A 24,966-nucleotide genomic window follows, 5' to 3' on the forward strand; every position below is an offset into this window, starting at 1 on the left:
ACCCACATCAATGGCCCAAGCAACGAGAAACAAGTTTCGCGCTGGCTGCCGGCAGTTTTCCTGCCGCGGCAACACAAAACTCCATATCTCTTGCTTGGGTCATTTTTTGCCCTAATGGGTGTGATCTCTGGGCGGTATACCTGCCCAGTCCAGCGGCATCGTGGAGTGTCCAGTACACTGAAGCGATGGAAGTCTAGGGGCAGGCTGCTCCGAGGACGGCCAATAGTGGCAAAAATTAAAAGACCTTATCCATGCAGGCGTCATAGCCAGAAACCTGGTCACGGCGTCGACGACTATTAAGTTGGGGTATAAACGTGGCACAAGAAGTGCTTAAGGATCTGAACAAGGTCCGCAACATCGGCATCATGGCCCACATCGATGCTGGTAAGACGACGACCACCGAGCGTATTCTCTTCTACACCGGTATCAACCGTAAGGTGGGCGAGACCCACGACGGTGCTTCCACCACTGACTGGATGGAGCAGGAGAAGGAACGCGGCATCACCATTACCTCCGCTGCCGTGACCTGCTTCTGGAATAACAACCAGATCAACATCATTGACACCCCGGGTCACGTTGACTTCACTGTTGAGGTTGAGCGTTCCCTGCGTGTTCTCGATGGCGCCGTCGCAGTCTTCGACGGTAAGGAAGGCGTTGAGCCGCAGTCGGAGCAGGTATGGCGTCAGGCTGCTAAGTACGACGTTCCGCGTATCTGCTTCGTCAACAAGATGGACAAGCTGGGCGCCGACTTCTACTTCACCGTTCAGACCATCATTGACCGCCTGGGCGCTAAGCCGCTGGTTATGCAGCTGCCTATCGGCGCTGAGGATGACTTCGATGGCGTTGTCGACCTGCTGAACATGCAGGCAATCACCTGGCGTGGCAAGGTCGAGACCGGCGCTGAGCCTACCTACGAGGAAATCCCAGAGGACCTCAAGGACAAGGCTGCAGAGTACCGCGAGAAGCTGGTTGAGACCGTTGCTGAGTCCGACGAAGAGCTCATGGAGAAGTACTTCGGCGGCGAGGAGCTGACCATTGACGAGCTCAAGGCCGGCATCCGTAAGCTCACCATCAACTCCGAGGTTTACCCGGTTTACTGCGGTACTGCATACCGCAACAAGGGCGTGCAGCCACTGCTCGACGCTGTGGTTGACTTCCTGCCAAGCCCGCTGGACGTCGGCGAGGTTATCGGCCACGAGGTTGGCAACGAGGAGAAGGAGCTTACCCGTAAGCCTTCTGTTGAGTCCCCGTTCTCCGCACTGGCATTCAAGATTGCTGCTCACCCATTCTTTGGCCAGCTCACCTTCACCCGCGTTTACTCCGGCCAGGTCACCCCGGGCACCGAGGTTATGAACTCCACCAAGGGTAAGAAGGAGCGCATCGGTAAGCTCTTCCAGATGCACGCCAACAAGGAAAACCCTGTTGAGCAGGCAGATGCCGGTAACATCTACGCTGTTATCGGTCTGAAGGAGACCACCACCGGTGACACTCTGTGTGACAAGGATGACCAGATCATCCTCGAGTCCATGGACTTCCCGGATCCGGTTATTAAGGTTTCCATCGAGCCGAAGACCAAGGCCGACCAGGAGAAGCTGGGTACCGCTATCCAGAAGCTGGCTGCTGAGGACCCAACCTTCACCGTTGAGCTGGATGAAGAGACCGGCCAGACTGTTATCGGCGGCATGGGCGAGCTCCACCTTGACGTTCTGGTTGACCGCATGAAGCGCGAGTTCAAGGTCGAGGCAAACATCGGTAACCCGCAGGTTGCCTACCGTGAGACCATCCGCAAGAAGGTTGAGTCCATGGAATACACCCACAAGAAGCAGACCGGTGGTTCCGGCCAGTTCGCAAAGGTTATCTGCACCATCGAGCCGTACAACCCGGACCCGGAGACCCTGGAAGAGGGCGAGTCCGCAACCTACGCATTCGACAATGCCGTTACCGGTGGCCGCGTTCCGAAGGAATACATCCCGTCCGTTGACGCAGGTATCCAGGACGCAATGCAGTACGGCTACCTGGCTGGCTTCCCGATGGTTAACATCAAGGCCACCCTGGAAGACGGCGCTTACCACGACGTCGACTCCTCCGAGATGGCCTTCAAGCTGGCCGGCTCTCAGGTCTTCAAGGAAGCAATGGCCAAGGCTAAGCCGGTTCTGCTGGAGCCGATGATGGCCGTTGAGGTTGTTACCCCTGAGGAGTACATGGGTACCGTTAACGGTGACATCTCCTCCCGCCGTGGCCAGGTCTTCGCTATGGAAGACCGCTCCGGTGCGAAGGTTGTTAAGGCTAAGGTGCCGCTGTCCGAGATGTTCGGTTACATCGGTGACCTGCGTTCTTCCACCGCAGGCCGCGCCAACTTCACCATGGTCTTCGATTCCTACGCCGAGGTTCCTTCCTCCGTGGCACAGGAGATCATCGAGGAGCGCACCGGCGGTGCTAACTAAGCGCTAGCCCCCGTCTCCTCCGCGGTTTAGTCGGGCTGGTACTCTTCGCCAGTAGATGCCAGACCCGCCGCGGGGTGGGACAACTGGGCCAGGGTAGCGGCGGGCTGAGTTTGCAGCTTAGTCTTCTAAGTTGTGAGTTGAGCCGGCCGTTACCCTCCCAGGATCCTTTTCAAAAGATTCTTGTCGAGGGAAATGGCCGCGATTTTTCGCGGGGTTACCTCCTATAACGGCGGTTTGAAAAAACCGCGACATAAATCTAGGATCGTGTAACTGGCACGTAAAGAAAGCGTCATTAGCGCTTTGCCCCACATACTGTGGGTCGGGTGCCAATGACAACTGTCAACCACGTGGCTGCGAAGGTCGTAGCCACCATATAGTCCAGGAGGACATACAGTGGCAAAGGAGAAGTTCGAGCGTACGAAGCCGCATGTGAACATCGGCACCATCGGACACGTCGACCACGGCAAGACCACCACCACCGCAGCGATCACCAAGGTTCTGGCTGACCAGTACCCTGAGGAGAACGAGGCATTCGCGTTCGACATGATCGACAAGGCTCCTGAGGAGAAGGAGCGCGGTATTACCATCAACATCTCCCACGTTGAGTACTCCACCCCGAAGCGCCACTACGCACACGTTGACGCTCCGGGCCACGCCGACTACATCAAGAACATGATTACCGGCGCTGCTCAGATGGACGGCGCTATCCTGGTTGTTGCTGCAACCGATGGCCCGATGCCGCAGACCCGCGAGCACGTTCTGCTCGCTCGCCAGGTTGGCGTTCCTTACATCCTCGTTGCACTGAACAAGTGCGACATGGTTGATGATGAGGAAATCATCGAGCTCGTTGAGATGGAGATCCGTGAGCTGCTCGCAGAGCAGGACTACGATGAGGAAGCTCCTATCGTTCACATCTCCGCTCTGAAGGCCCTCGAGGGCGACGACAAGTGGGTACAGTCCGTCGTTGACCTGATGGAAGCTTGCGACAACGCTATTCCGGATCCGGAGCGCGCTACCGACCAGCCGTTCCTGATGCCTATCGAGGACATCTTCACCATTACCGGCCGCGGTACCGTTGTTACCGGCCGTGTTGAGCGTGGCCGTCTGAACGTCAACGAGGACGTTGAGATCATCGGTATCCAGGAGAAGTCCCAGACCACCACCGTTACCGGTATCGAGATGTTCCGCAAGATGATGGACTACACCGAGGCTGGCGACAACTGTGGTCTGCTTCTGCGTGGTACCAAGCGTGAGGACGTTGAGCGTGGCCAGGTTGTTATCAAGCCGGGCGCTTACACCCCGCACACCAAGTTCGAGGGTTCCGTCTACGTCCTGAAGAAGGAAGAGGGCGGCCGCCACACCCCGTTCATGAACAACTACCGTCCGCAGTTCTACTTCCGTACCACGGACGTTACCGGTGTTGTTCACCTGCCAGAGGGCACCGAGATGGTTATGCCTGGCGACAACGTTGAGATGTCCGTTGAGCTCATCCAGCCGGTCGCTATGGACGAGGGCCTGCGCTTCGCTATCCGCGAGGGCTCCCGCACCGTCGGCGCTGGCCGCGTTACCAAGGTTATCGAGTAATCGATACCCCGTAACCGCTCAGTAGAGCTTTAAAGAGTCCGCTCCACCTTCGGGTGGGGCGGATTTTTTGATCCCTGGCCACCGAAGCTGCGCGCGGAGTAACGGTTTGTAGTTGATGCCGTATGCGTGGACTTTTCGGGGAAAATGAAGCCTCCCGCGGCATCGCCTGTTCGGAGTGCCGCGGGTGGCTTGAGCGTAGTGCGCTAGAGGCTTATAGTGCTGTTACTTCTCCCAGCCGATGTCTTCCTTGGGGAGGATGGCGAAGCCGTTAGCGCCGAAGTTGGCCAGGCCCTTCTTCACGCCGACCATCTGTGGGCCGTTGGCAAAGGGGAGGATGCCGTAGTGACCGAAGGCCTCCGACTCGAGTTCATTGACGCGGTCAATCTGCTCGTCCTTGGTTGGCAGGTTCTGCAGCTCCTCAATCTTCTTATCGAATTCCTTGGTGCCGGTGCTCGACATGTTCAGCGTGGAATCGCTGGCGTAGGTCTGGCCAAAGTATGCGACGCCAAACGGGTCAGAGGAGGTAAACGCGGAAAGGAAGAGGTCGAAATCTCGCTCCGAGGTTACCTTGGAGAACTCGGACGAAGGGCGCTCTTCAATCTTGAGGTCAACGCCGACGTCCTTGAGCATCTTTTGCACCGCCGCGGCGAGGGACTTCGACACTTCATCGTCACCGATGAGGATGTAGCGCAGTGAGAGCTTCTCGCCGTCCTTAGCGTAGATACCATCATCGCCTTGCTGATAGCCGGCGTCCTCTAGCAGCTTCTTGGACTCCTCAGGATCGAACTTGATGACGTCCTTGATGTTGTCCTTGTAGCCCTCCTGGGTGGAATAGAGGGTAAGGGATCCCGGCATTTCCTCTTCGTAGCCCAGGCCGTTATAGCGGATTTCGGCCAGCTGATCGCGGTCGATGGCGGAGAAGACGGCGTGGCGCACGTCCTCATCCTTGAGCTGTGGCGCCTTGGAATTGAGGGTGAAGATGACGTTGGCGGGGCGCAGTGCGGCACGGATGTCGATGTCATCGCCCATCTCGCCGGCAATGGTGAGGCTGTTCTTATCGGCCACACCGGCGGCATCAATTTCGCCGGCTTGGAAAGCGTTGATGGTGGCCTGGGATTCCATGACGCGGTAGCTTACCTTCTTCAGCTTCGGCTTATCGCCCCACCACTTTTCGTTGGGCACGAGGGTGAGGGTGCCGCCCTTGAAGTCCACGTTGTCGACCTTGAATGGGCCAGCGCCGTATTGCGGGTTCAGCTTGCCCAGATAGGCCTTGTCGAATTTTTCTGGGCTGTCGATGGCGGGGTGGAGAAGCTCGTTGAAGAGGCCCTGCCACCACGGGTAGGGGCCGTCGAAAGTGACAACGACGTCCTTGTCGGTAGCGCCCTTTTCCACGGAGGTAATGCGCTCGAACCCATCGGTGGCGTTTACCTGGACGTCTTCATCCTTGCCGTTGTTGAAGCGCCAGGTATTTTCAAAGGCCTTCCAGTCAATAGGCGTGCCATCGTTGAAGGTGGCATCCTTGTTGACCTTGAAAGTGACGACGGTGTTCTCGCCCTTCTTATCTTCCTTGACATCATCGATGTAGTCGGGGTTTGGGGTGTAGTTTCCCTCGCCGTCGTATAGCGCAAGCTGTGGGTTGTACCAGCCCCAGACCGAGCGGGTATCGGTGGTCATGTTGGCGTGGAACATGTTTTGTTGCTCGGTGAGTTCGTTGAGGGGGAGGGTGAGCTCGCCGTCGTCCTTGAGCTCGTCGCGGGACTTTTCGTTGTAGTCGCCAGCCGGATTAACCTCGATGTCGAGGCCGCCGACTGCCTTGGAGGAGTCGCCGTCCGAGTTGGCGGCGCAGCCGGTGAGGGCGAGTGCCGCGGCAGAGAGGGTGGCTACGGTAGCAATCCGGAAGCGGGTGAACTTTTTCATGGTTGGGTTTCTCCTTGAGTGAGAGGAAGGTGAAGGTTGCGGTAGCGGGGTAAGCTGCCACAGTCCTTCAGGTGTGAGATTAACTATATATAAGACAAGGTGTGCGTAAGGTCACTTTTGCGAAATTGGTGAGGCTTGCGCTGGACCTGGGTTGCGTCGCCTGCGGGCAGCCTCCGGATCCGGAATCGGAATGGCATCCAGGAGCTTCTTGGTGTAGTCCGCTTGGGGGTTCTCGAAGATCTCATCGGTTGGCCCAGACTCCACAAACTGACCCTTGTACATGACGGCCACCCGGTCTGAAAGGTGGCGCACCACGGACAGGTCGTGCGCCACGAAAAGGTAGGACAGGCCCAGCTTCCGCTTGAGATCCTCCAAGAGGTTGATGACGCCGGCCTGGATGGACACGTCGAGCGCGGAGACGGGCTCATCCAAGACCAAAACCGAAGGGTTCGTGGCCAGCGCGCGGGCGAGGCCGATGCGCTGGCGCTGTCCGCCGGAAAAGTGGCTGGGGAAGCGATCCAGCTGGGAGGAGTCCAAACCGACAAGGCCCATGAGCTCGTTCACGCGGGCATCCACGTCGCCGTCATAGCCTAGGGAGTTGAGTGGTTCGGCGATGACCTCGCGCACGGTCAAGCGCGGGTTGAGGGAGCTCATCGGGTCCTGGAAGACAATTTGGATGTCCTTGCGGGCCTCGCGGCGCTCGGAATTGCTCATCCCGGCTGCGTCTTTCCCGTTGAGCACTACCGCGCCGTTTTCGGGCTTTAAGTCCATGATTTCTAGCAGGGTGGTGGTCTTACCGCAGCCGGACTCGCCTACGATGGCCATGCATTCGCCCTTGCGAATATCAAAGGTGAGGCCGTCCACTGCCTTGACCGTACCCACACGGCGCTTGACCAGCGCGCCCTTAGTGAGTGGGAATTCCTTGCGCAGGTCCGTGACCTCCAAGGTGGTGGGACGCTCCTCGCGGGGGATACCGGCCATGACGTCCTCCGCGAGCTGCGGGGGCTTGAACATGAGCTCGCCGCCGATTTTGCGGTCGTGGATCTCGGGCGCGCGCAGGCAGGCACTCTGGTGTGTGGGGGCGTCGTCAAGCGGGATAAGCGGCGGCTCACCATCGGAGCAGGCGGGCTGCGCCACGGGGCAGCGCGGGGCAAACTGGCAGCGCTGCTTGAGGTCCACCAGCACCGGCGGGCTGCCCACGATGGGTGTGAGCGGCTCTTCTGCGGACACGTCCGGGCGGGGCGTAGAGCCGAGCAGGCCCACGGTATAGGGCATGCGGGGTTGGGAGAAGATGGTATCCACATCGCCGCGCTCCACGGGTCGGCCGGCGTACATGACCATGACATCATCGGCCGTTTCTGCCACCACGCCCATGTCATGGGTAATCATGATGGTGGCGGCGCCGGTTTCGCGCTGGGCGAGCTTAATGACCTCCAGAATCTGCGCCTGAATGGTCACATCCAGCGCGGTCGTGGGCTCATCGGCGATGAGTACGCGCGGATTATTGGCGATTGCGATGGCAATTACCACGCGCTGGCGCATGCCGCCCGAGAACTCGTGCGGGAAAGACTTCAGGCGCAGGTGCGGATCGGGGATGCCCACGAGATCGAGCAACTCCGTGGCCTCTTTGAGGGCCTGCTTCTTGCCGACGTCCCTATGGGCCTGAATTGCTTCCACCAACTGCGATCCAATATCGAAGACCGGGGTGAGCGCGGAGAGCGGATCCTGGAAGATCATGCCGATGCCGTTGCCGCGGATCTCGGACATCTGCTTGTCGCTGAGACCGAGCAGCTCGCGGCCGTCGAACTTTACGGACCCGGTGATCTTCGCGTAGTCCGGCAGGAGCCCCATGATGGCCATGGAGGTCACGGATTTGCCGGAACCGGATTCGCCCACGATGCCGAGCGTGCGGCCGGGGTAGAGATCAAAATCCACGCCACGGACCGCGGAGACGGATCCGGCTTCGGACGGGAAGTTTACGCGCAGGTCTTTGACGGATAAGACGGGCGAGGTCATGCTTTACCTCCGGAATTCGAGTTGGGGTCGAGCGCATCGCGCAGGCCATCGCCAATGAAAGCCATGGACACGGTGAGCAAGGTCAGGGTTGCGGCAGGGAAGTAGAACAGCCACGGGGAGGATTGCACGGCGGCGGTGCCGCCCTGCAGGAGGGTGCCGAGGGAGACGTCGGGAAGCTTGACGCCCAACCCCAGGAAGGACAGGGCCGTCTCGGAGCCCACGGTGCCCACCACGCCGAAGACGAACTGGATGATGAGCAGCGAACCAATATTGGGAATGACGTGGCGCACGATGGTGCGCAGCTTGGACACGCCCATGTAGCTCGCTGCGCGGACGTAGTCTTGCTCGCGCACCGTAAGCGCCAGCGACCAAATCACGCGGGCCTGGTACATCCAGCCAAAGAGGATGAGCACGACGATAAGCAGCTTCCAATCGCCGCCGGAATCCGCGACTACCAGTGCGATGAGCAGGAAGGTAGGGATGGACAGCAGGAAGTGAATGACGGCCAGCACCGCCTTTTCGGCAATGCCTCCCCACAAGGCTGCAGCGGATCCAATGAACGCGGAGATGACCAAGGTGGCCAGGGATACCACGATGGCGATGGTCAGGGACCTGCCTAAACCGTGAATGGTCTGGGCATAAAGGTCATTGCCGGTGTCATTGGTGCCAAACCAGTGCTCGGGGCTCGGCGGCTCCGATAGTGCAAGGAAGTCCGGCTCGGTGTAGTCCCACTTGGCAAAGAAGCCGCCAAAAAGCGCTGCAAAGACCAAGAAAGCCAGGATGATAAGGCCCAAGGTGGCCAGCTTATTGCGAAAGAAGCGGCGCAGGTACAGCTTGTAGCGCGAGGTGCCACGCGGCATCTGCTCCAAGGTGGCTACCTGCTCGGCCTCGGCGGGGGAGAAGGGGTCTCCCGAAGTGACCTCGCTGTGTGCGGTGATTTCCCCGCGCGGTTCCTGCTTGAAATAGTTGCGGTCTTTAGATGGGGTCATTTAACTCACCCTCACTCGTGGATCAAGCGCGACGACAACCAGGTCCGCCAATACCGCGGAGATGGCGGTCATGGCGGCGCCAAAGGCAGCGACAGCCGCTGCACCGTTGACGTCGTTCTTGCTAATGGTCTCGATGAAGTACTGGCCCATGCCGTTCCAGCCAAAGATGCGCTCGGTCATCACCGCACCGGTGAAGATGCCCGGGATGGAAAAGGCCACCGAGGTTGCCACCGGGATGATGGAGGTGCGCAGGGCGTGCTTGCGAATCGCCTGCTGGCGGGTCAAGCCCTTAGCGCGGGCGGTGCGCACATAGTCCGCATCCAAGTTATCCAGCAGCAAGGTGCGCTGGGTCATGTGATAGCTGGCGTAGCTAATGAAGACCAATGAAATGGTGGGAAGAATCAAGTGCTGTGCGGAGTCCACCAGCTTGGGAAAGAAACCTTCCACGTCCAGCGAATGGGAGCCGACCACATAGAAAATCTTCTTGCCGCTGAGCTCGTTGATCTTGAGCGCGCCCCACACCACGGCGATGGATGCCACCACCACGTGGGTGTTCATCGCGACGATGGAAATGCCCTGCCAGATGCGGTCACCGGTCTTGTACTGGCGCGAAGCGGTGTAAACGCCCACGGCCACGCCGATGAGAATGGACAAAATGGTGGACAGTAGGAGCAGCTGCGCGGAAACCCAGATGCGGTAGCTAATTTCTGAATTCACCACTTCGCCCACCGGGGATTGGCCCCAGTCCCATTTGGTGAGGATATTGGTCAGCCAGGTCCACCAGCGTTGTACCAGCGGGGTATCGGGGCTGAGGTTATAGGGCTCGAGGAGGCTATTGATTTCCTCCGGTGAAAGCGGTGGGCGGCGGCCGGTGTAGTTGGACCGTGGGTCCAGGAAGCTGGCCGCCAAGAGATAGGCGAGGTTGGTAGCCAAAAAGATCATGAGTAACCAGCCCAAGGTCTTTTTGATCAGATATTTAGTCATAGAGATTCTCCGTGCGCGGTTAAGCAGGAAACGGGGTGCGAATGTGTATCCAACGAGCGAATCGTTGTATGTGACTAATCTAATAATCTGTTACCCAGAGCACAATCAAATTAGCCCCGTGACATAAATCCCCAATAAAATGACAGGTATTAAGGGCTGTAGATTGCGTGGAAAATTTTGCAATAAATCCATTGTGAGCAGGCGATATGTGGATCGAGATTGTTGAACACTTATAGTATTTATTTAATTGAATGAAATTAACTCGGGGGTGAAAAATCTCCTCTCGGCCCCGGCTGTCTGGCCGGCACCGGCGCTGGGTAATCTTGGCGGATATGGATGACCCCACCCGCATCGATCCCACGCTTGAGTCCCTCCGCCGCGCCTGGGAGGGCCAGCCCGACCTCAGCCTTCCCACTTTCTTTGCCATGCTGGCTAATCAAGGCATTGGATGGGGTGCCACCGACGCCGAACTCGTTGCGGAATTGGAGCGCCAGGCGGACGTGCATCCGCCCTTGCTTCCCTTGGAGGGCGGACGCATTGCGGCAGGGGAATGGCTCGTGCTTGCCGACGCCCCCACCTACCGCATCACCGCCACCCCTACCCACATCATCGTGCGCCGCCCTGACACCCAGCCCGTGGCGTGGGCCTATGAGTCCATTCGTCCCACGGGCCCTGGCCGCCCATTTACCATTCGGGATACCGAGGGCTTTGAACACCGCTTCGGCGTGGTCTCAAGCCTCATGCGGTTGAGTGCTGAGTGTCCAGACCTTAATGGCCTGAAGCGGCAGGATTTGGGTGATTTCGTCTTCATCCTTCGCTTCGCAGCGGCCATCGGTGTGCTTGATCATGGACTGCACCTATTTGCTAAAGAAAACCGCCGCGTAACTCGCCAGGACTACTCTTGGCAGCGCATAGAAAAATGCCGCCCCGGCGAGGAACTAGAAATGATCCTCGGGGGCGGCGAGTCGGCCCGCCTTGGGGCCGTTCAGGAGATCTTGGTGGCGGAGACTCCCAACCCGCTATTCGGATAGGTCCTTCATCGGACCTACCTTGCTGAACTGCAGCTTGTAGATGGTGTCCAAATCGGCGTCGGGAAACGCTGCGCGGAAATCGCGCTCATTGGTTTCAACCGCACCGGTAAGGCGCTCCACCGGAGTGTCTGGATTTGCCGTCACCGTGTACTGCAGCGTGGGCCGCGCGCGGTCATAAGCCACGAGGCGCTCTACGTGGTCTACACCCTTGAGCCCATCCAAATCTTGGGCCACGGCGCCGGCGATTGCATTCATCGACGTCGTGATAGAGCCCTTGTCATTGGAAGAAGCAGACTCCACGTTATTAAAGCGGCGGTGGCGCAGGTTAGCCACCACAATCCACAACCCCAGAATAAGGAGCAGTGCGGAGCCACCAGCCAGCGCCCACACCCACCAGTCATTGTCCGCCAAGCTCTTCCACGTATCGTGGTCCACCCACAGGGCTAAGTACTTGGCAAATTCCACGTTGAAGTGGATCAAGATGGGCCACACGCCCAAAGCGATGAGGATGATTCCCAGCAGGCCCAGCAGAATGCGGTCAAAGGTAGCAAGTTTTCTAGACATTGTTATCCAACTCCGGAATCTTCTCTACAGCCACGGTGACCTGCGGCGGGTTCTTGAGATGAGCCAGGCAGCGCGTTACCGCCGTCTCTACCCGGCCTTGTAGCTCCGCATCGTCCGTATCGCCATTGACGGTGACCTTGGCAGTCTTGCTATCCGCGGAAGTTTGCGCCGAGGCCACGCCCGGAACGCGGCGAGCAGTAGCCGAAGAGAGGCGGGCGATATCCACCGGCCGCATCCACATGGAGGCGGTGTCGGAGGCTAGCTGCATGTGTGTGGTGCGGCGCGTCTTCACTGCCGCGAAGAGGAAAATCAGGCCTACGACAATGGAGGCAACGCCGGCCCAGATCATCCAGGTCTGCAGCTCTTCAGTAGCAATGAGATTAAGCACCGGCTGTACCCACGACTGCGCGTCGGAACCGGAACCCACCAGCCACGTCTCGCGCACTCCGACGACGCCCGCGGCGAGCAGCAGGAGCCCAAGGATTACGGCCCAAGTACGCGCCGCCGGAGATGCCTTCGGCTGCTGCCCAAAGTGTTCAGGCATGTGCTGATCAGCCATTATTGCCTCCTTGTGGGCGGTACGGGTTAATGGAAATGGCGCGCAACGGCTCGGGACGCGGCGCATTCACGTGCAACGGCCGAGGATTCGCCGGCGTGACCTCAATGCGCTTGAGCGGTTGCGGCCGCGGGGCCTTTACCGTGCGCGCAGGAGCAGACTTGGGAGCCTGTACACGGCGCGGAGACCACTCGTGGCGAATCTCAATCTCGCGCAGCGGCTGCGGACGAGGAGTTGTTACCTGAATCTTCCGTGCCAGTGGACGAACCTGCCCACTAGGGGCCAACCTGGCTGGGCGAGGCGCAGCCACGCTCTGCACGCGGACCGGCTTGGGCTCTCTGATCGGCCGCACCGTGTGGTCGTTCGGGGACGAAATCTCACGCAGCTGGTGGTCTGGAAGGTCAGCGGAAATGTTGCGTACCTCGGTCTCGCGCGGGGTGTCCACGGACTGCACTGCGACGCCGGCGGCCGGCGCAGCGATGCCGCGCACCGGGGCCTCCTGCGGTGTGTCAATGCTGCGTACGTTCACCGACTCTGCAGTGACCGGCTGCCATACCGGCGAGGGCTTGGTGTGCGGCGCAACGGCAGCAGCGACCTGGCGCTGCTCCACCTCTGCGGCAGTCACGCGCTCGCCCGGAACGGAACCGCCGATGGTGACATTGACGCGAGTTGTGGAATAACCGGTGTGCGCCGCGATGGCCTCCGAGATGGCAGCACGAGTATGTTCCGCCACCGTGGTGACCGGCGAAGGCCACACCACGCCAATGGTGGCGTTGACGGCCGCTACCTCACGCTCCGAGTCCATTTGGACCGAGACCCGTGGAAAACCGCGGCCGCCGATGCCCGCTAGCTTGGCCTCTATAGCCTTGGTGCCGGGCACGCTAGCAATCGCGGCGGTAACGATGCGTTCCATGGTCCGCAGCGAGATACGCGTGTGGCCCTGAGTGGAACTATCTGTCATTAACCTTGGCCTTTCTCCTTACCAATGAGGCCATTCCACACAGAAGTGAGATCGATACGGCCATCAAAGTGTGCTCCCACAATGCCGCCGATTGCGGCAAGGAGTACGGCGAGCAAAGTAGGACCCCAGCCTAGGTACAAAAAGAAGGCAAGAATAAGGCCGGAAATGATGCCCAAAGTGGTGTAATTCTTCATATCTATTCCTTCGATGGAGCAGCGGATAAGCCATCTACGGCGTCAGAAAACTCAACGTCAATGCGCTGCAGTTCGGGACAAGCCCCACGGGCGGCGGACCGAATATCTTCTGCCAAGGCATACAGGTCCGGCGCGGCGCTGATATCAACGCGAATGTTGATCTGCAGGTGGCGATCATCGCGCGGGTCGGGCCGCCGCATGCCGACGATGCGCTCGCCGGGGAGGTATAAACTCACCGAACCGAACGAACCGCCGTCGAGCGCGGCGACACCGCGTACCTTCCGGACTGCCTCTGCAATAGCGCGGGCGTGGCTTACCTCGAGCTCGAAACGTGCTCGGGGCTCAGGCATTGGGCTTAAGCCTGACCCTGGTTCAAAGCAGCCTGGTCTTCTGCCTCGGACTCATCCTTTGGCAGCTTTACGTCGTGAACAACAACGTTGACGCGCTCGACGCTCAGGCCGGTCATGCGCTCAACGGCATTCATGATGTTGCGGCGGATGGCCTCGGCGAGCTCGTGGATGGCCACGCCGTACTCAGCGGTGATGGCAATGTCGATGCGAGCGGTGCCGTCCGCTACCTCTACGTCCACACCCTGGCGGACGTCCTCAGAAGCACCGAAGGACTCGCGGATATTGCCGATCATGCGGGCTCCGCCGCCACCTAGGGCATCCACGCCGGAAACCTCGCGAGCAGCGATGCCGGCGATCTTGGAGACCACGACATCATCGATGGTGGTGGTGCCGTACTGGGTTTCCAGGTTGTTATTGACCTCGCGCTCCTCGGAAGCAGGAACCTGGTTGTCGGAGTTTTGTGCAGGGGTCTTGTTTTCAGACATGGGCGAGTGAGCCTTTCTCTATTGGGTGATGCATGAACGCGATATTCAACTATCTAGGCAGGACAAAGAGTCCACAGCCATTACCTCCGAGCTTAGATACTTCTCAGCCCAGTGTGGGGTGCGAGGCAACAAATTTTTCCAAAACGTGATTTTTGGCACGGTTTAATACGCGGCTTGAAAAACCGCAGCCCAACATGCTTAAATACAAAGGTTGCTTTAACAGGGCAGCGAGAACCGAGGTTCGGTGATGGCGGCGGACGTCGCCAAGCATGAGTCTCGGGGAGACGCTGAGCTGGTAAAGCGAACATGACACCTTCGTTGTCGCCATGGTTCAGGGAAACCTGAAGCATTGACTGGAAGGTCATCCAATCGGGCTAGGTCCGCGTTAGAGCAGTGACACCCCGAGAAGATGGACCGGAGAAGGGGCATGGCAAATAAACAGCGGCAGTAGACGAATTGGACACTCTCCACGTGTAATGCGTGAAAACCGTCCTCTTCACAATACTTTGACTACGGGTCTTGTACCCCGTCGAGAGCACTGCGTCCTGGCACTTGCCATGTACCGCAACTCTTGGTCGTCATGACAGTCAGACCACTGGCGTTGTGTCAGGCCCCAAGCCCGGACAACGTTATAGAGAAATCGAGAAGCAATTTCCCACCGCTTCACGCCCCGGAAACGCCGGGAATGTGAAAGTGGGGAAGCGAGGAAGAGGATAAGCGTGGCGGGACAAAAAATCCGCATTCGGCTGAAGGCCTATGACCACGAGGCTATCGACGCTTCTGCAAAGAAGATCGTCGAGACCGTTACCCGTACCGGTGCTCGTGTAGTTGGCCCAGTGCCGCTCCCAACCGAGAAGAACGTATACGCAGTTATTCGTTCTCCGCACAAGTACAAGGACTCTCGCGAGCACTTCGAGATGCGCACTCACAAGCGCCTGATCGACATTCTCGACCCAACCCCGAAGACCGTTGATGCTCTTATGCGCATCGATCTTCCGGCAAGCGTCGACGTGAACATCCAGTAAGCGACTTTGGTGGAGAACAAATAATGAGTGAAAACGAGATCAAGGGCATTCTGGGCAAGAAGCTCGGCATGACCCAGGTCTTCGACGAGGACAACCGCGTTGTGCCGGTTACCGTCGTCGAGGCAGGGCCATGCGTTGTCACCCAGATTCGCACCCCCGAAACCGATGGCTACAGCGCCATCCAGATCGCCTTTGGCGAAATCGACCCACGCAAGGCAAACAAGCCGGTTGGTGGACACTTCAAGAAGGCTGGCGTAACCCCGCGCCGTCACGTTGCGGAAATCCGCATGGACGACACCTCTGCATACGAGGTTGGCCAAGAGGTCAAGGTTGACATCTTCGAGGGCACCACCTTCGTTGACGTCACCGGCAAGACCAAGGGCCACGGCTACGCCGGCGCCATGAAGCGCCACGGCTTCGCAGGCCAGGGCGCAGCTCACGGTAACCAGGCCGCTCACCGCCGCGTTGGCGGCATCGGCGGCGCTGCTACCCCGGGCCGCGTCTTCAAGGGCAAGCGCATGGCTGGCCGTATGGGCCACGACCGCGTGACCACCCAGAACCTGAAGATTCAGAAAATCGATGCCGAGTCCAACCTGCTGCTCATCAAGGGTGCTATCCCTGGTGCGCGCGGCGGCCTCGTCACCGTTAAGACCGCAGTGAAGGGCGGTGCACACGCATGAGCAACCTCAAGCTAGACGTCCACACTTCCGAGGGTAAGACCAACGGCTCTGTAGACCTGCCAGCTGAAATCTTTGACACCGAGGCATCCATTGCTTTGATGCACCAGGTTGTTAACGCTCAGCTTGCTGCTGCACGCCAGGGCACCCACGCAACCAAGACCCGCGGCGACGTCCGCGGTGGTGGTCGCAAGCCTTTCCGTCAGAAGGGCACCGGCCGTGCACGCCAGGGCTCCATCCGCGCACCGCACTACACCGGTGGCGGCACCGTCCATGGCCCACAGCCACGCGACTACGCACAGCGCACCCCTAAGAAGATGATCAAGGCTGCTCTCTTCGGTGCACTGTCCGACCGTGCTCGCAACGAGCGCATCCACGTCATCGAAGAGCTCGTACCGGGCCAGAAGCCGTCCACCAAGTCGGCCAAGGCCTTCCTCGAGTCCCTGACCGAGCGCAAGAACGTGCTGCTGGTCATCGGCCGCGAGGACATCAATGCTCGTCGTAGCGCTAATAACCTGCCTAACGTCCAGATCCTGGACGCTGGCCAGCTCAACACCTACGACGTTCTCTACTCCGATGACGTTGTGTTCTCCGTTGAGGCGCTACACACCTTCATCAACCGCGCAACCGGCGCGGATAAGGAGGAGAACTAATGGCTAAGATTTCTAACCCACGCGATATCATCATCGCCCCGGTTGTATCCGAGAAGTCCTACGGTCTGATGGAGCAGAACGTATACACGTTCTACGTCTCCACGGACTCCAACAAGTCCCAGATTAAAGATGCCGTAGAGCAGATCTTTGACGTAAAGGTTGACTCCGTGAACACCGTGAACCGTGCAGGTAAGCGTAAGCGCACCCGCACCGGTTACGGCCAGCGTAAGTCCACCAAGCGTGCATACGTGACGCTCCGTGAAGGCAGCGACTCCATCGACGTCTTTGGCGCACAGGCCTAAGACGGAGACGAAGTAAGGAAGAATTATGGCTATTCGTAAGTACAAGCCGACAACTCCGGGTCGCCGCGCATCCTCCGTTTCTGAGTTTGACGAGATCACTCGTTCTACTCCGGAGAAGTCCCTGCTGCGCCCGCTGAGCAAGACTGGTGGCCGTAACAACTACGGCCGCATCACCACCCGCCACATCGGCGGTGGCCACAAGCGCCGTTACCGTCTGATCGACTTCCGTCGTAACGACAAGGACGGCATTCCGGCAAAGGTCGCTCACATCGAGTACGACCCGAACCGCACCGCAAACATCGCACTGCTTCACTACGTTGATGGCGAGAAGCGCTACATCATCGCCCCTAAGGGTCTGAAGCAGGGCACCATCGTAGAGTCCGGCGCGAACGCAGATATCAAGGTTGGCAACAACCTGCCGCTGCGTAACATCCCGACCGGTTCCACCATCCACGCTGTGGAGCTCAAGCCGGGCGCTGGCGCTAAGCTGGCTCGCTCCGCTGGTGCTTCCATCCAGCTGCTGGGTAAGGAAGGCAAGTACGCAGTTCTGCGTATGCCGTCTTCCGAAATCCGCCGTGTGGACATCCGCTGCCGCGCGACCGTTGGTGAGGTTGGCAACGCCGAGCAGATGAACATCCGCTGGGGCAAGGCCGGCCGTATGCGCTGGAAGGGCGTACGCCCGACCGTCCGCGGTGTCGTTATGAACCCGGTTGACCACCCACACGGTGGTGGTGAGGGTAAGACCTCGGGTGGTCGCCACCCTGTGTCCCCATGGGGCCACAAGGAGGGTCGCACCCGCAACCCGAACCGTTACTCCAACAACATGATCGTGCGCCGTCGTCGCCCGAACAAGAAGCGCTAAGAGGAGGTAAACAATGCCACGCAGCCTTAAGAAGGGCCCGTTCGTCGATGAGCACCTCCTCAACAAGGTGGATGCTCAGAACGATGCAGGCACCAAGCAGGTCATCAAGACCTGGTCTCGCCGCTCGACCATTCTCCCCGATTTCATCGGTCACACCTTCGCCGTCCACGACGGCCGCAAGCACGTGCCGGTTTTCATCGAGGATTCCATGGTCGGCCACAAGCTGGGCGAGTTTGCACCAACCAAGACCTTTAAGGGTCACGTCAAGGATGACAAGAAGGGACGTCGATAAGCGATGAGTGAGACCATCACCTCCGCATCCGCCACGGCCCGCTACGTCCGCGTCACCCCGATGAAGGCACGTCGCGTGCTCGATCTGGTCCGCGGCAAGTCCGTAAGCGAAGCCCTGGCTATCCTGAAGTACGCACCGCAGGGTGCTTCCAAGCCAGTTGCAAAGGTCGTTGCTTCTGCAGCCGCTAACGCTGAGAACAACTTCGGCCTCGACCCACGCACCCTGGTCATCTCCGAGGCATATGCCAACGAGGGTCCGACCATGCGTCGTTTCCAGCCGCGTGCACAGGGTCGTGCATTCATGATTCGTAAGCGCACCAGCCACATCACCGTGGTTGTCGAAAGCCAGCAGGAAGGGGCCAAGTAATGGGCCAGAAGATCCATCCTCACGGCCTACGTTTGGGCATCACTTCCGACTGGAAGACCCACTGGTTCGCCGATAAGGACTACGCGAACTACGTAGCCGAAGACATCAAGATTCGTAACTACCTCAACAAGGGCCTCGACCGCGCCGGCATTGCCGACGTCGTCATCGAGCGCACCCGTGACCGCGTCCGCGTCGACATTCACACCGCCCGCCCGGGCATCGTGATTGGCCGCCGTGGTGCTGAGGCTGACCGCATCCGCCGTGAGCTTGAAAAGCTCACCGGCAAGATGGTTGCCCTCAACATCCTCGAGGTCAAGCAGGTAGACGCAAACGCAACCCTGGTTGCTCACTCCATCGCGGAGCAGCTGGTTAACCGTGTCGCATTCCGTCGTGCAATGCGCAAGGCTATCCAGTCTGCTATGCGCCAGCCACAGGTTAAGGGCATCAAGATCCTGCTGTCCGGCCGCCTGGGCGGTGCAGAAATGTCCCGCGTTGAGCGCTACCACGAGGGTCGCGTTCCGCTGCACACTCTTCGCGCCGAAATCGACTACGGCACCGCAGAGGCCCACACCACCTTCGGCCGCATCGGCATCAAGGTGTGGATCTACAAGGGTGACGTCGTCGGTGGCGTACGCGAGTCCGAACTGAACGCTCCGGCACAGGGCCGTGGCCGTGACCGCAATGGTCGCTCCCGCCGCGGTGGCCAGCGCCGCCAGCGTGCACAGCAGAAGCAGGAGGGCTAATCCATGCTGATTCCTAAGCGTGTTAAGTACCGCCGTCAGCACCGCCCGAACCGTCGCGGCGTGTCCAAGGGCGGTAACCGCATCAACTTCGGCGATTACGCAATCCAGGCTCTCGAGCCGGCGTACATCACCAACCGTCAGATTGAGGCCGCACGTATTGCCATCAACCGCCACGTCAAGCGTGGTGGCAAGGTGTGGATCAACATCTTCCCGGACCGTCCGTTGACCCAGAAGCCGCTCGGCGTTCGTATGGGTTCCGGTAAGGGCCCGGTCGAGAAGTGGGTGGCTAACGTTAAGCCAGGCCGCGTACTTTTCGAGATGAGCTACCCAACCGAGGCCGTTGCTATTGAGGCTCTGCGCCGCGCAGGCCAGAAGCTTCCTTGCAAGGTCCGCATCATCAAGAAGGAGGACCAGTTCTAATGGCAACCGGTACCCCCGCCCACGAGTTCCGTGAGCTCGACAACGCTGAGCTGCAGTCCCGCCTGAAGGATGCGAAGGAAGAGCTGTTCAACCTCCGCTTCCAGAAGGCCACCGGCCAGCTGACCAACAACCGCCGCATCGGCACGGTTAAGCGCGACATTGCCCGCATCTACACCGTTCTGCGCGAGCGCGAGCTGGGCCTGTCCGTTGCTCCGGGAGCTGAGGCTTAATCATGAGTGAGGCTAACGTGACTGATTCCAAGAAGGCACCTACTCCGAAGAAGGAGAAGGTCAAGGGCGCTCCTAAGGTTCGCACCGGCTACGTAGTATCCGACAAGATGACCAAGACCATCGTTGTCGAGCTGGAAGACCGCAAGGAGCACGCCCTGTACGGCAAGATCATGCGCTCTAACAAGAAGGTTAAGGCGCACGACGAGGAAGAAACCGCAGGCATCGGCGATCTTGTACGCATCGCTGAGACCCGCCCGCTGTCCAAGGACAAGCACTTCCGTCTCGTTGAGATCATCGAGAAGGCTAAGTAAAAACTAGCCAGCACGAAGCCCCCGCTACCGAACCTAGAGTTCGGAGCGGGGGCTTCGCCGTTTTAGGACTTCTTTACGGCCGGGCCCTGCCATAAAACCAGTAGGGAACCCATGTGACGTCGGTGGTATCTAGGCCCCATTCATTCACTGCGAGGCCTCGCACGCTTTTTGCTAGGCTCCCCTCGCCGGAACCCCATACGTACCCTGGCCCCGACGCACCGGCATAGTCCGCTCTCAAGGCGGCAACGACAGCCTCCGCCTCCCCGTGCGCTTGGGTATGAATAATCCGCAGGCTGTGTACGCTCGGCTCCCATCTAGCTGCGAGGCCTGGCTCTACCTCGTCGTTGCTGGTAACCACGGCCATAACGTCGGTGGCCCGAAGCATTTCCGGATTATGGTCTTCTTGGTAGGCCAAAATGTGCCGCAGGGCGGGCAGGGCGGATGCGTCGGCGACTAGAAGTTGTGGCTTCTCGGTTGGCCGCCACAGGTCGTTGCAGGTGAAGAATCCCGCTGTATCCCCGGCTTGTGCGCGGCGAATCCACCGCGAGCCAGGTCCTGAATCGCCGTGTGTCACCACGTCGACATCGACTGTGGCCTCCTCCGAGTGGAGCGCGCGGATGGTGTACCAGCGCAGGTCCGGCCGCCTCTCCTCGTCGATCGCGCTCACAGCCGAGCGGAGGTTTATTCCGTCGACGGGGAAGGGTGTAAACTCCTGTTCAGCTCGGGGCATGACGAGTCCGAAGAATTCATCGGGACCGGAGAGGGTGTATGTCCGGAAAGCCTCGGCGTAGAACGTGAGCCGGTGCAAGCGCGGACGGATCCGTTTATTGGCGGTCAAAGTAACGGGGATGAGTTCGTGTTCCCGCATCGGGGCCGATTGTGGGGAAGAGTTCATACGTCTAACATACCCAAAGTAAGTTAAGCCTTGCCTAAATAGCGTTTTGCGGTATAGGGTAAGCAAGTCATTTTTCCTCCTTTTTGAAAGGCTTAGCCTCATGAAGATTTTCGGCCGTCGCACTATGGGTGCAGTAGCAATGCTTTCCGCCGGGGCCGTAGCTTTAGGCGGTTGCTCGCGTGGTGAGGGCGATGAAACAGCTCAGGCGACCGACGCTGCCAGCGAGCAGCGCGTGGCTAGCTTGGGTCTAGGTGATGCCGATACACTGCTTGCCCTGGGGATCACTCCCGTAACGGTGGCGCCGTGGGGTGCTGAGGGCGATGGCGACCCTTCTGGCGTCGGCCCCTGGGCAGAGGAACTTTTGGGCGAGGCAAAGCCTGAGGTGATTTATAATACCGCAACCGGATTTACCGCGGATACCTTTGAGCAGGTCACCGCGGCCGACCCCACCCAGATCATTGCGGTGAACCAGGCGGTGGATTCACGCACGAAGGGTTCCCTGGAAGAAATCGCGCCTACCACCGTAAAGCCGAACGGCTATGAAGACTGGCAGGTACCCTGGGAAAAGCAGGTAGAGACCATCGCGGATGCGGTGGGCAAAGAAGACGAAGGCGATAAGCTTATCGATGACACCGAAAAGGCCTTCGAGGAATTCCGCCACGAGCACGCGGAATTGCAGGATAAGTCTGCGGCCATCGTCATGCCTTATGACGGCAAAATTGGCCTATACACCGAGGAGGATGGGCGTGGACAATTTATTGAGGACCTTGGCATGGAGATCCCCGATGCATTGCAGGGCGATGGCGGCAGCTTCTTCGTCGACATTGCCCCAGAAAACTACGCGAAGCTTAACCAGGTTGATTACCTCTTTGTCCTGGACTACAACGGCTCCTCCGATGCCTTGAAGAAGGATAAGACCTTCCAAGGCCTCGACATTGTCAAGGATGATCGCGTGCGCTACTTGGATACCGATACCGGCAATGCCATGAGTATGCCCAACCCGGTGACCATCCCCTGGGCAGTAGATAAATTTGAAGAGAAACTGTAATTGTCAGCAACCACGATGGACGCCCAACAAATCCAGTCGGATTCCGCAGCAGATAGTCCTACGACCACCGGCACCCCCGCAACGGTAGTGGCGCGGGTACAGAGTCATAAGATGCTCCTTGTCGCCATCATCCTCGCCAGCCTGGTGTTGGCGGTGGCGTCTTTGGCGGTGGGCTCCCGCTCGATTCCGCCCGAGGAGGTTATCGCTGCCCTGCACGGGGCAGGGGAGCAGGATATCCGCGATATCGTGTGGAACCTGCGCCTGCCGCGCACCTTCTTGGCTTATTTCGCCGGCGCGGCCCTTGCTGTGGCAGGTGTGCTGGCGCAATCGTGGACCAGAAACCCGCTAGCGGATCCAGGATTTATTGGTGTTACCGCGGGCGCGTCCTTCTTCGTTGCCTTAGGCACGGCCATTGGTATTGCTACCTCCACCAGTATGCGGACCGCCCTCGCGCTCGTTGGCGCGGGTATTACTACGCTGCTGGTCTTAGCCGTATCGCGGCGGTTTGAGGATCCCCTGACGCTCATTCTGGTGGGCGCCGGCGTCTCCGCAGCTTTGGGATCGGGCGCGACGATCATCGGTCTATATTCCACGGACGTCCTCGATAGCATGCGGCGGTGGACCATCGGCTCGACCTTTGGCCGCGGCCCAGAAGATGTCGCCATCGCGGGCATAGGGCTAGTTATTGGCGTAGCGTGTGCGGCGATGGTGGCTAGACCCCTCGACCTTCTGGCAATGGGGGAGGAGTCCTCCCTCGCCTTGGGTGGGTCCCCCACTACCGCGCGGGCGGGCGCGGCGCTCAGTGTCGTGGTGTTGGCTGGCAGCGCAACGGCAGCAACGGGTCCCATTGCCTTCGTCGGTTTTGCCATTCCCCACATCGTGCGGCGGGTGGTGGGCCCTAGCGTTGCCACCTTGCTTTTGCCCTCTGCGCTCTTGGGCGGTTGTGCCGTGCTTGTCGCTGATATCACCGGCCGCCTCATTGCGGGGAACTCGGAGCTGGAGATGTCGATCGTCCTCGCGATAGTGGGCGCACCTTTCCTCATTTGGGGTGCTCACCGCGGCGTGGGCAGAGCATGGGGGCAATAAAGCATGACCGCAATCAGCACTATTTTAAAAGCTCAACAACGCCGCCGGCACGTGCGCGTGCTCGCCTCCACGCTGGCATTCATCCTCATCGCCCTTAGCGCGTACCTAGTGTTACTGGGGCAAGGTCCCATGGCATTGAGTCCGCGGCAGGTTATCGATGTCCTCACCGGAGGCGGCAGCAAGAACCACATCAGGGTGGTGTGGGACTTGCGCCTGCCGGTTGCCATCGCCACCGTTATCGTGGGTGCCGCCCTCGGCCTGGCCGGTTCTTGGACGCAAACCATGGCTCGTAACCCGCTGGCCTCCCCGGATATTTTAGGCGTTACCGGCGGGGCGTCGGTGCTGGTGGTCTTGGGCACCGTGCATTCGCGCCCCAGTTTCGCCGAGGGTATCCCGGAGTTTTGGTGGCGGGCATGCTTGGCGATGATCGGCGCCCTCCTCGTTGTCATCCTCCTCGCCGTTTTGGGTGGCATCGGTACGAGCAACCGCATCGTCATCGTCGGTATTGCGTTATCGCTGATGTTTCAAGCCATCGTCGCGTATTTGATGCGCAGCGCCCAGATCTTGCGCGCTGCGGAGGCGCAAACGTGGCTCGCGGGATCGACTGGATTTGTGCGCATGGAGGTCATCTTCCCCCTCTTGGCGGCATTAGCGCCGTTTCTCGCCATAGGTATCTGGTGCGCGCGGGAGCTGCCGCTGCTTGCCCATGATGATTCCTCCGCAACCACCCTGGGCGTAAACATCTCCCGCCAGCGCGCCCTGCTGCTTATTGCGGCAACCGGTATCAGTGCCGTGGTGGTCTCGGTGGTCGGGCCCATTGGGTTTATCGCGCTGTTGGCGCCGCACCTGGCGCGGATGGTGGCGCGCACCCCCACGCCATCACCGTTGGCATCAGCGGCCGCGGGCGCAGCATTGCTGACCGTGTGTGCTGTGATCGCCGGTGCTATCCCGGTAAATGCACCGGTGGGTGCGGTTTCCTCGGTCATCGGTGGTTGCGCCTTGGTGATAGTGGTGTGGAATGCGGCCGGGCGCAGCTAAACGTTGTGCCGCGGTACAGCAGGGGAAACAGACAAGCATCGCGCCGGATGGTGCTAAATAGTCAGACGTGGATGAAGGAAAAGAAATGAAGGATAATCAGCCTAATCAGCTTAAACAGACCACGACCCCGAAGCCTCGGTGCAGCCTCCACGCCACCGGCATTCATGCGGGATATAAGGATGGCGGGGATATCCTTGCCGGCGTTGATCTGCACGCCCGCGCCGGCGAAGTCACCACGCTCATTGGCCCCAATGGCTGTGGCAAGTCCACGCTGCTGAAAACTCTCTCGAAAATCCTGGCCCCGCGGCAGGGCAGCGTCATGGTGGGGGAAGCTGATTTACACGCGATGTCCGCGAAGGATGCCGCGCAGCAGGTGGCGCTGCTGCCACAGCACCCCGTGGCCCCCGATGGGCTGCGGGTAGGTGAGTTGGTTGCACGCGGGCGTCATCCCTATCAGGGGAGGATGCGCGGCCTTTCCGCTACGGATCGGGAGATTATCGCGCAGGCCTGCGAGGCTACCGACATTGTGGACTTCCTCGATCGTGATATCGCTTCGCTATCGGGTGGGCAGCGCCAGCGCGTCTGGCTGGCGTTGGCACTGGCACAAGATACGCCTGTGCTGCTTCTCGACGAACCCACGACCTTTCTCGACCCCGCCCATGCCATGCGCATGCTGGAGTTGGCACGCGCACAGGCGCAGGCGGGAAAAACAGTGGTTGTAGTCCTGCACGATCTCATGCTGGCGGGCCACTATTCTGATTCCATGGTGGTGATGAAATCCGGCGATATCATCGCTCGTGGGGCACCGAAACAAGCGCTGTCGCCGAAGGTATTGGCGCAGGCCTATGGCATCGAGGCTGAGGCCTGGGAGGATCCGCTTGGCGATGCCCCCATTATCGTTCCCCGCCGCGTCGTAGCGGCGCATTAGTGGAGAGCTGCCAAT

29 protein-coding genes are annotated in these 24,966 nt (G+C 59.6%); 18 read left to right on the forward strand and 11 right to left on the reverse strand.

Translation table 11 applies throughout. The features are described from left to right. Window positions 1-314: 314 nt before the first annotated feature. Window positions 315-2,444 carry an elongation factor G gene (gene fusA, locus CORTU0001_RS05200; protein WP_005322864.1) on the forward strand — a complete coding sequence of 710 codons (2,130 nt, stop codon included), beginning with the start codon at window positions 315-317 and terminating at the stop codon, window positions 2,442-2,444. Between the two features lie 393 nt (window positions 2,445-2,837). Beyond that, entirely contained in the window at window positions 2,838-4,028 is a 1,191-nt protein-coding gene (tuf, locus tag CORTU0001_RS05205) for an elongation factor Tu (RefSeq protein WP_005322863.1), read from the forward strand. 222 nt (window positions 4,029-4,250) lie between these two features. Here the strand turns inward: tuf and CORTU0001_RS05210 are convergent, their stop codons facing one another. The 4 genes from CORTU0001_RS05210 to CORTU0001_RS05225 all read right to left on the reverse strand — a co-directional run bounded on the left by CORTU0001_RS05210 (window position 4,251) and on the right by CORTU0001_RS05225 (window position 9,934). Next, on the reverse strand, window positions 4,251-5,945 hold the full coding sequence (locus CORTU0001_RS05210) for an ABC transporter family substrate-binding protein (protein ID WP_005327986.1): 1,695 nt from the start codon (window positions 5,943-5,945) through the stop codon (window positions 4,251-4,253). A gap of 111 nt (window positions 5,946-6,056) precedes the next feature. Continuing rightward, a complete protein-coding gene (locus CORTU0001_RS05215) occupies window positions 6,057-7,961 on the reverse strand; it encodes a dipeptide ABC transporter ATP-binding protein (protein WP_005327987.1) in 1,905 nt (634 codons plus the stop codon). Beyond that, window positions 7,958-8,950 carry an ABC transporter permease gene (locus CORTU0001_RS05220; RefSeq protein WP_005327988.1) on the reverse strand — a complete coding sequence of 331 codons (993 nt, stop codon included), beginning with the start codon at window positions 8,948-8,950 and terminating at the stop codon, window positions 7,958-7,960. The genes CORTU0001_RS05215 and CORTU0001_RS05220 overlap by 4 nt, the downstream gene beginning before the upstream one ends. Then, complete coding sequence (locus CORTU0001_RS05225; protein WP_005322859.1) at window positions 8,951-9,934, reverse strand: ABC transporter permease; 984 nt, start codon at window positions 9,932-9,934, stop codon at window positions 8,951-8,953. 332 nt (window positions 9,935-10,266) lie between these two features. On the opposite strand from CORTU0001_RS05225, the gene CORTU0001_RS05230 reads away from it, so the two are divergent. After that, on the forward strand, window positions 10,267-10,965 hold the full coding sequence (locus tag CORTU0001_RS05230; protein ID WP_005327989.1) for a hypothetical protein: 699 nt from the start codon (window positions 10,267-10,269) through the stop codon (window positions 10,963-10,965). Here CORTU0001_RS05230 and amaP read toward each other — a convergent pair. From amaP to CORTU0001_RS05260, 6 genes are read right to left on the reverse strand one after another with little or no spacing between them, the layout of a single operon-like run. Further along, window positions 10,954-11,529: an alkaline shock response membrane anchor protein AmaP gene (gene amaP / locus CORTU0001_RS05235; protein WP_005327990.1), complete on the reverse strand. Its 576-nt coding sequence runs from the start codon at window positions 11,527-11,529 to the stop codon at window positions 10,954-10,956. The genes CORTU0001_RS05230 and amaP overlap by 12 nt on opposite strands. Then, on the reverse strand, window positions 11,522-12,088 hold the full coding sequence (locus CORTU0001_RS05240; RefSeq protein WP_005327992.1) for a DUF6286 domain-containing protein: 567 nt from the start codon (window positions 12,086-12,088) through the stop codon (window positions 11,522-11,524). Before CORTU0001_RS05240 ends, amaP begins: the two co-directional genes overlap by 8 nt. Further along, window positions 12,081-13,046 carry an Asp23/Gls24 family envelope stress response protein gene (locus tag CORTU0001_RS05245; protein ID WP_034668247.1) on the reverse strand — a complete coding sequence of 322 codons (966 nt, stop codon included), beginning with the start codon at window positions 13,044-13,046 and terminating at the stop codon, window positions 12,081-12,083. Before CORTU0001_RS05245 ends, CORTU0001_RS05240 begins: the two co-directional genes overlap by 8 nt. Continuing rightward, window positions 13,046-13,240 (reverse strand): hypothetical protein, encoded by a 195-nt coding sequence (locus CORTU0001_RS05250; protein WP_005322852.1) that lies wholly within the window; start codon window positions 13,238-13,240, stop codon window positions 13,046-13,048. The genes CORTU0001_RS05245 and CORTU0001_RS05250 overlap by 1 nt, the downstream gene beginning before the upstream one ends. 2 nt (window positions 13,241-13,242) lie before the next feature. After that, window positions 13,243-13,590 (reverse strand): hypothetical protein, encoded by a 348-nt coding sequence (locus CORTU0001_RS05255; protein WP_005322850.1) that lies wholly within the window; start codon window positions 13,588-13,590, stop codon window positions 13,243-13,245. A 5-nt stretch (window positions 13,591-13,595) separates the two neighbouring features. Beyond that, window positions 13,596-14,075 (reverse strand): Asp23/Gls24 family envelope stress response protein, encoded by a 480-nt coding sequence (locus CORTU0001_RS05260; RefSeq protein WP_005322849.1) that lies wholly within the window; start codon window positions 14,073-14,075, stop codon window positions 13,596-13,598. A 719-nt stretch (window positions 14,076-14,794) separates the two neighbouring features. Between CORTU0001_RS05260 and rpsJ the strand changes: the two genes are divergently transcribed. Genes rpsJ through rpsQ form a run of 11 tightly spaced genes read left to right on the forward strand, consistent with a single transcriptional unit; the run spans window position 14,795 to window position 19,956 of the window. Continuing rightward, entirely contained in the window at window positions 14,795-15,100 is a 306-nt protein-coding gene (gene rpsJ / locus CORTU0001_RS05265; RefSeq protein ID WP_003848085.1) for a 30S ribosomal protein S10, read from the forward strand. Between the two features lie 23 nt (window positions 15,101-15,123). Further along, the gene (gene rplC / locus CORTU0001_RS05270; protein ID WP_005327995.1) at window positions 15,124-15,780 is read left to right on the forward strand and encodes a 50S ribosomal protein L3; all 657 of its coding nucleotides are present in this window, start codon (window positions 15,124-15,126) and stop codon (window positions 15,778-15,780) included. Continuing rightward, window positions 15,777-16,430 (forward strand): 50S ribosomal protein L4, encoded by a 654-nt coding sequence (gene rplD, locus CORTU0001_RS05275; RefSeq protein ID WP_005322847.1) that lies wholly within the window; start codon window positions 15,777-15,779, stop codon window positions 16,428-16,430. The genes rplC and rplD overlap by 4 nt, the downstream gene beginning before the upstream one ends. After that, window positions 16,430-16,732, forward strand: coding sequence for a 50S ribosomal protein L23 (gene rplW / locus CORTU0001_RS05280; RefSeq protein ID WP_005322846.1), 303 nt, complete (start codon window positions 16,430-16,432; stop codon window positions 16,730-16,732). The genes rplD and rplW overlap by 1 nt, the downstream gene beginning before the upstream one ends. A gap of 25 nt (window positions 16,733-16,757) precedes the next feature. Further along, window positions 16,758-17,594, forward strand: a complete 837-nt coding sequence (gene rplB / locus CORTU0001_RS05285; RefSeq protein ID WP_005322845.1) for a 50S ribosomal protein L2 — start codon at window positions 16,758-16,760, stop codon at window positions 17,592-17,594. Between the two features lie 13 nt (window positions 17,595-17,607). Continuing rightward, on the forward strand, window positions 17,608-17,886 hold the full coding sequence (gene rpsS / locus CORTU0001_RS05290) for a 30S ribosomal protein S19 (protein WP_005276936.1): 279 nt from the start codon (window positions 17,608-17,610) through the stop codon (window positions 17,884-17,886). Window positions 17,887-17,889: 3 nt separating this feature from the next. Then, complete coding sequence (gene rplV / locus CORTU0001_RS05295) at window positions 17,890-18,252, forward strand: 50S ribosomal protein L22 (protein ID WP_005276938.1); 363 nt, start codon at window positions 17,890-17,892, stop codon at window positions 18,250-18,252. Then, window positions 18,252-18,995 (forward strand): 30S ribosomal protein S3, encoded by a 744-nt coding sequence (gene rpsC / locus CORTU0001_RS05300; RefSeq protein ID WP_005322844.1) that lies wholly within the window; start codon window positions 18,252-18,254, stop codon window positions 18,993-18,995. Before rplV ends, rpsC begins: the two co-directional genes overlap by 1 nt. A 3-nt stretch (window positions 18,996-18,998) precedes the next feature. After that, window positions 18,999-19,415 carry a 50S ribosomal protein L16 gene (gene rplP, locus CORTU0001_RS05305; RefSeq protein WP_005322843.1) on the forward strand — a complete coding sequence of 139 codons (417 nt, stop codon included), beginning with the start codon at window positions 18,999-19,001 and terminating at the stop codon, window positions 19,413-19,415. After that, window positions 19,415-19,645 (forward strand): 50S ribosomal protein L29, encoded by a 231-nt coding sequence (gene rpmC, locus CORTU0001_RS05310; protein WP_005322842.1) that lies wholly within the window; start codon window positions 19,415-19,417, stop codon window positions 19,643-19,645. Before rplP ends, rpmC begins: the two co-directional genes overlap by 1 nt. A gap of 2 nt (window positions 19,646-19,647) precedes the next feature. Then, window positions 19,648-19,956 carry a 30S ribosomal protein S17 gene (gene rpsQ / locus CORTU0001_RS05315; protein WP_005327997.1) on the forward strand — a complete coding sequence of 103 codons (309 nt, stop codon included), beginning with the start codon at window positions 19,648-19,650 and terminating at the stop codon, window positions 19,954-19,956. Between the two features lie 73 nt (window positions 19,957-20,029). Here rpsQ and CORTU0001_RS05320 read toward each other — a convergent pair whose 3' ends face one another. Then, window positions 20,030-20,851 carry a siderophore-interacting protein gene (locus CORTU0001_RS05320; RefSeq protein ID WP_084771643.1) on the reverse strand — a complete coding sequence of 274 codons (822 nt, stop codon included), beginning with the start codon at window positions 20,849-20,851 and terminating at the stop codon, window positions 20,030-20,032. A 100-nt stretch (window positions 20,852-20,951) separates the two neighbouring features. Between CORTU0001_RS05320 and CORTU0001_RS05325 the strand changes: the two genes are divergently transcribed. The 4 genes from CORTU0001_RS05325 (at window position 20,952) to CORTU0001_RS05340 (ending at window position 24,951) form a co-directional block, all read left to right on the forward strand. Continuing rightward, on the forward strand, window positions 20,952-21,899 hold the full coding sequence (locus tag CORTU0001_RS05325; protein WP_005327998.1) for an ABC transporter substrate-binding protein: 948 nt from the start codon (window positions 20,952-20,954) through the stop codon (window positions 21,897-21,899). Next, a complete protein-coding gene (locus tag CORTU0001_RS05330; RefSeq protein WP_005327999.1) occupies window positions 21,900-22,985 on the forward strand; it encodes a FecCD family ABC transporter permease in 1,086 nt (361 codons plus the stop codon). Between the two features lie 3 nt (window positions 22,986-22,988). Beyond that, window positions 22,989-24,023: a FecCD family ABC transporter permease gene (locus CORTU0001_RS05335; RefSeq protein WP_005328000.1), complete on the forward strand. Its 1,035-nt coding sequence runs from the start codon at window positions 22,989-22,991 to the stop codon at window positions 24,021-24,023. Between the two features lie 85 nt (window positions 24,024-24,108). Then, complete coding sequence (locus CORTU0001_RS05340) at window positions 24,109-24,951, forward strand: ABC transporter ATP-binding protein (RefSeq protein ID WP_005328001.1); 843 nt, start codon at window positions 24,109-24,111, stop codon at window positions 24,949-24,951. Window positions 24,952-24,966: the final 15 nt, after the last annotated feature.

Origin of the sequence: Corynebacterium tuberculostearicum SK141, from assembly GCF_000175635.1 — a bacterium.
In the GTDB taxonomy this organism is placed as follows: domain Bacteria; phylum Actinomycetota; class Actinomycetes; order Mycobacteriales; family Mycobacteriaceae; genus Corynebacterium; species Corynebacterium tuberculostearicum_C.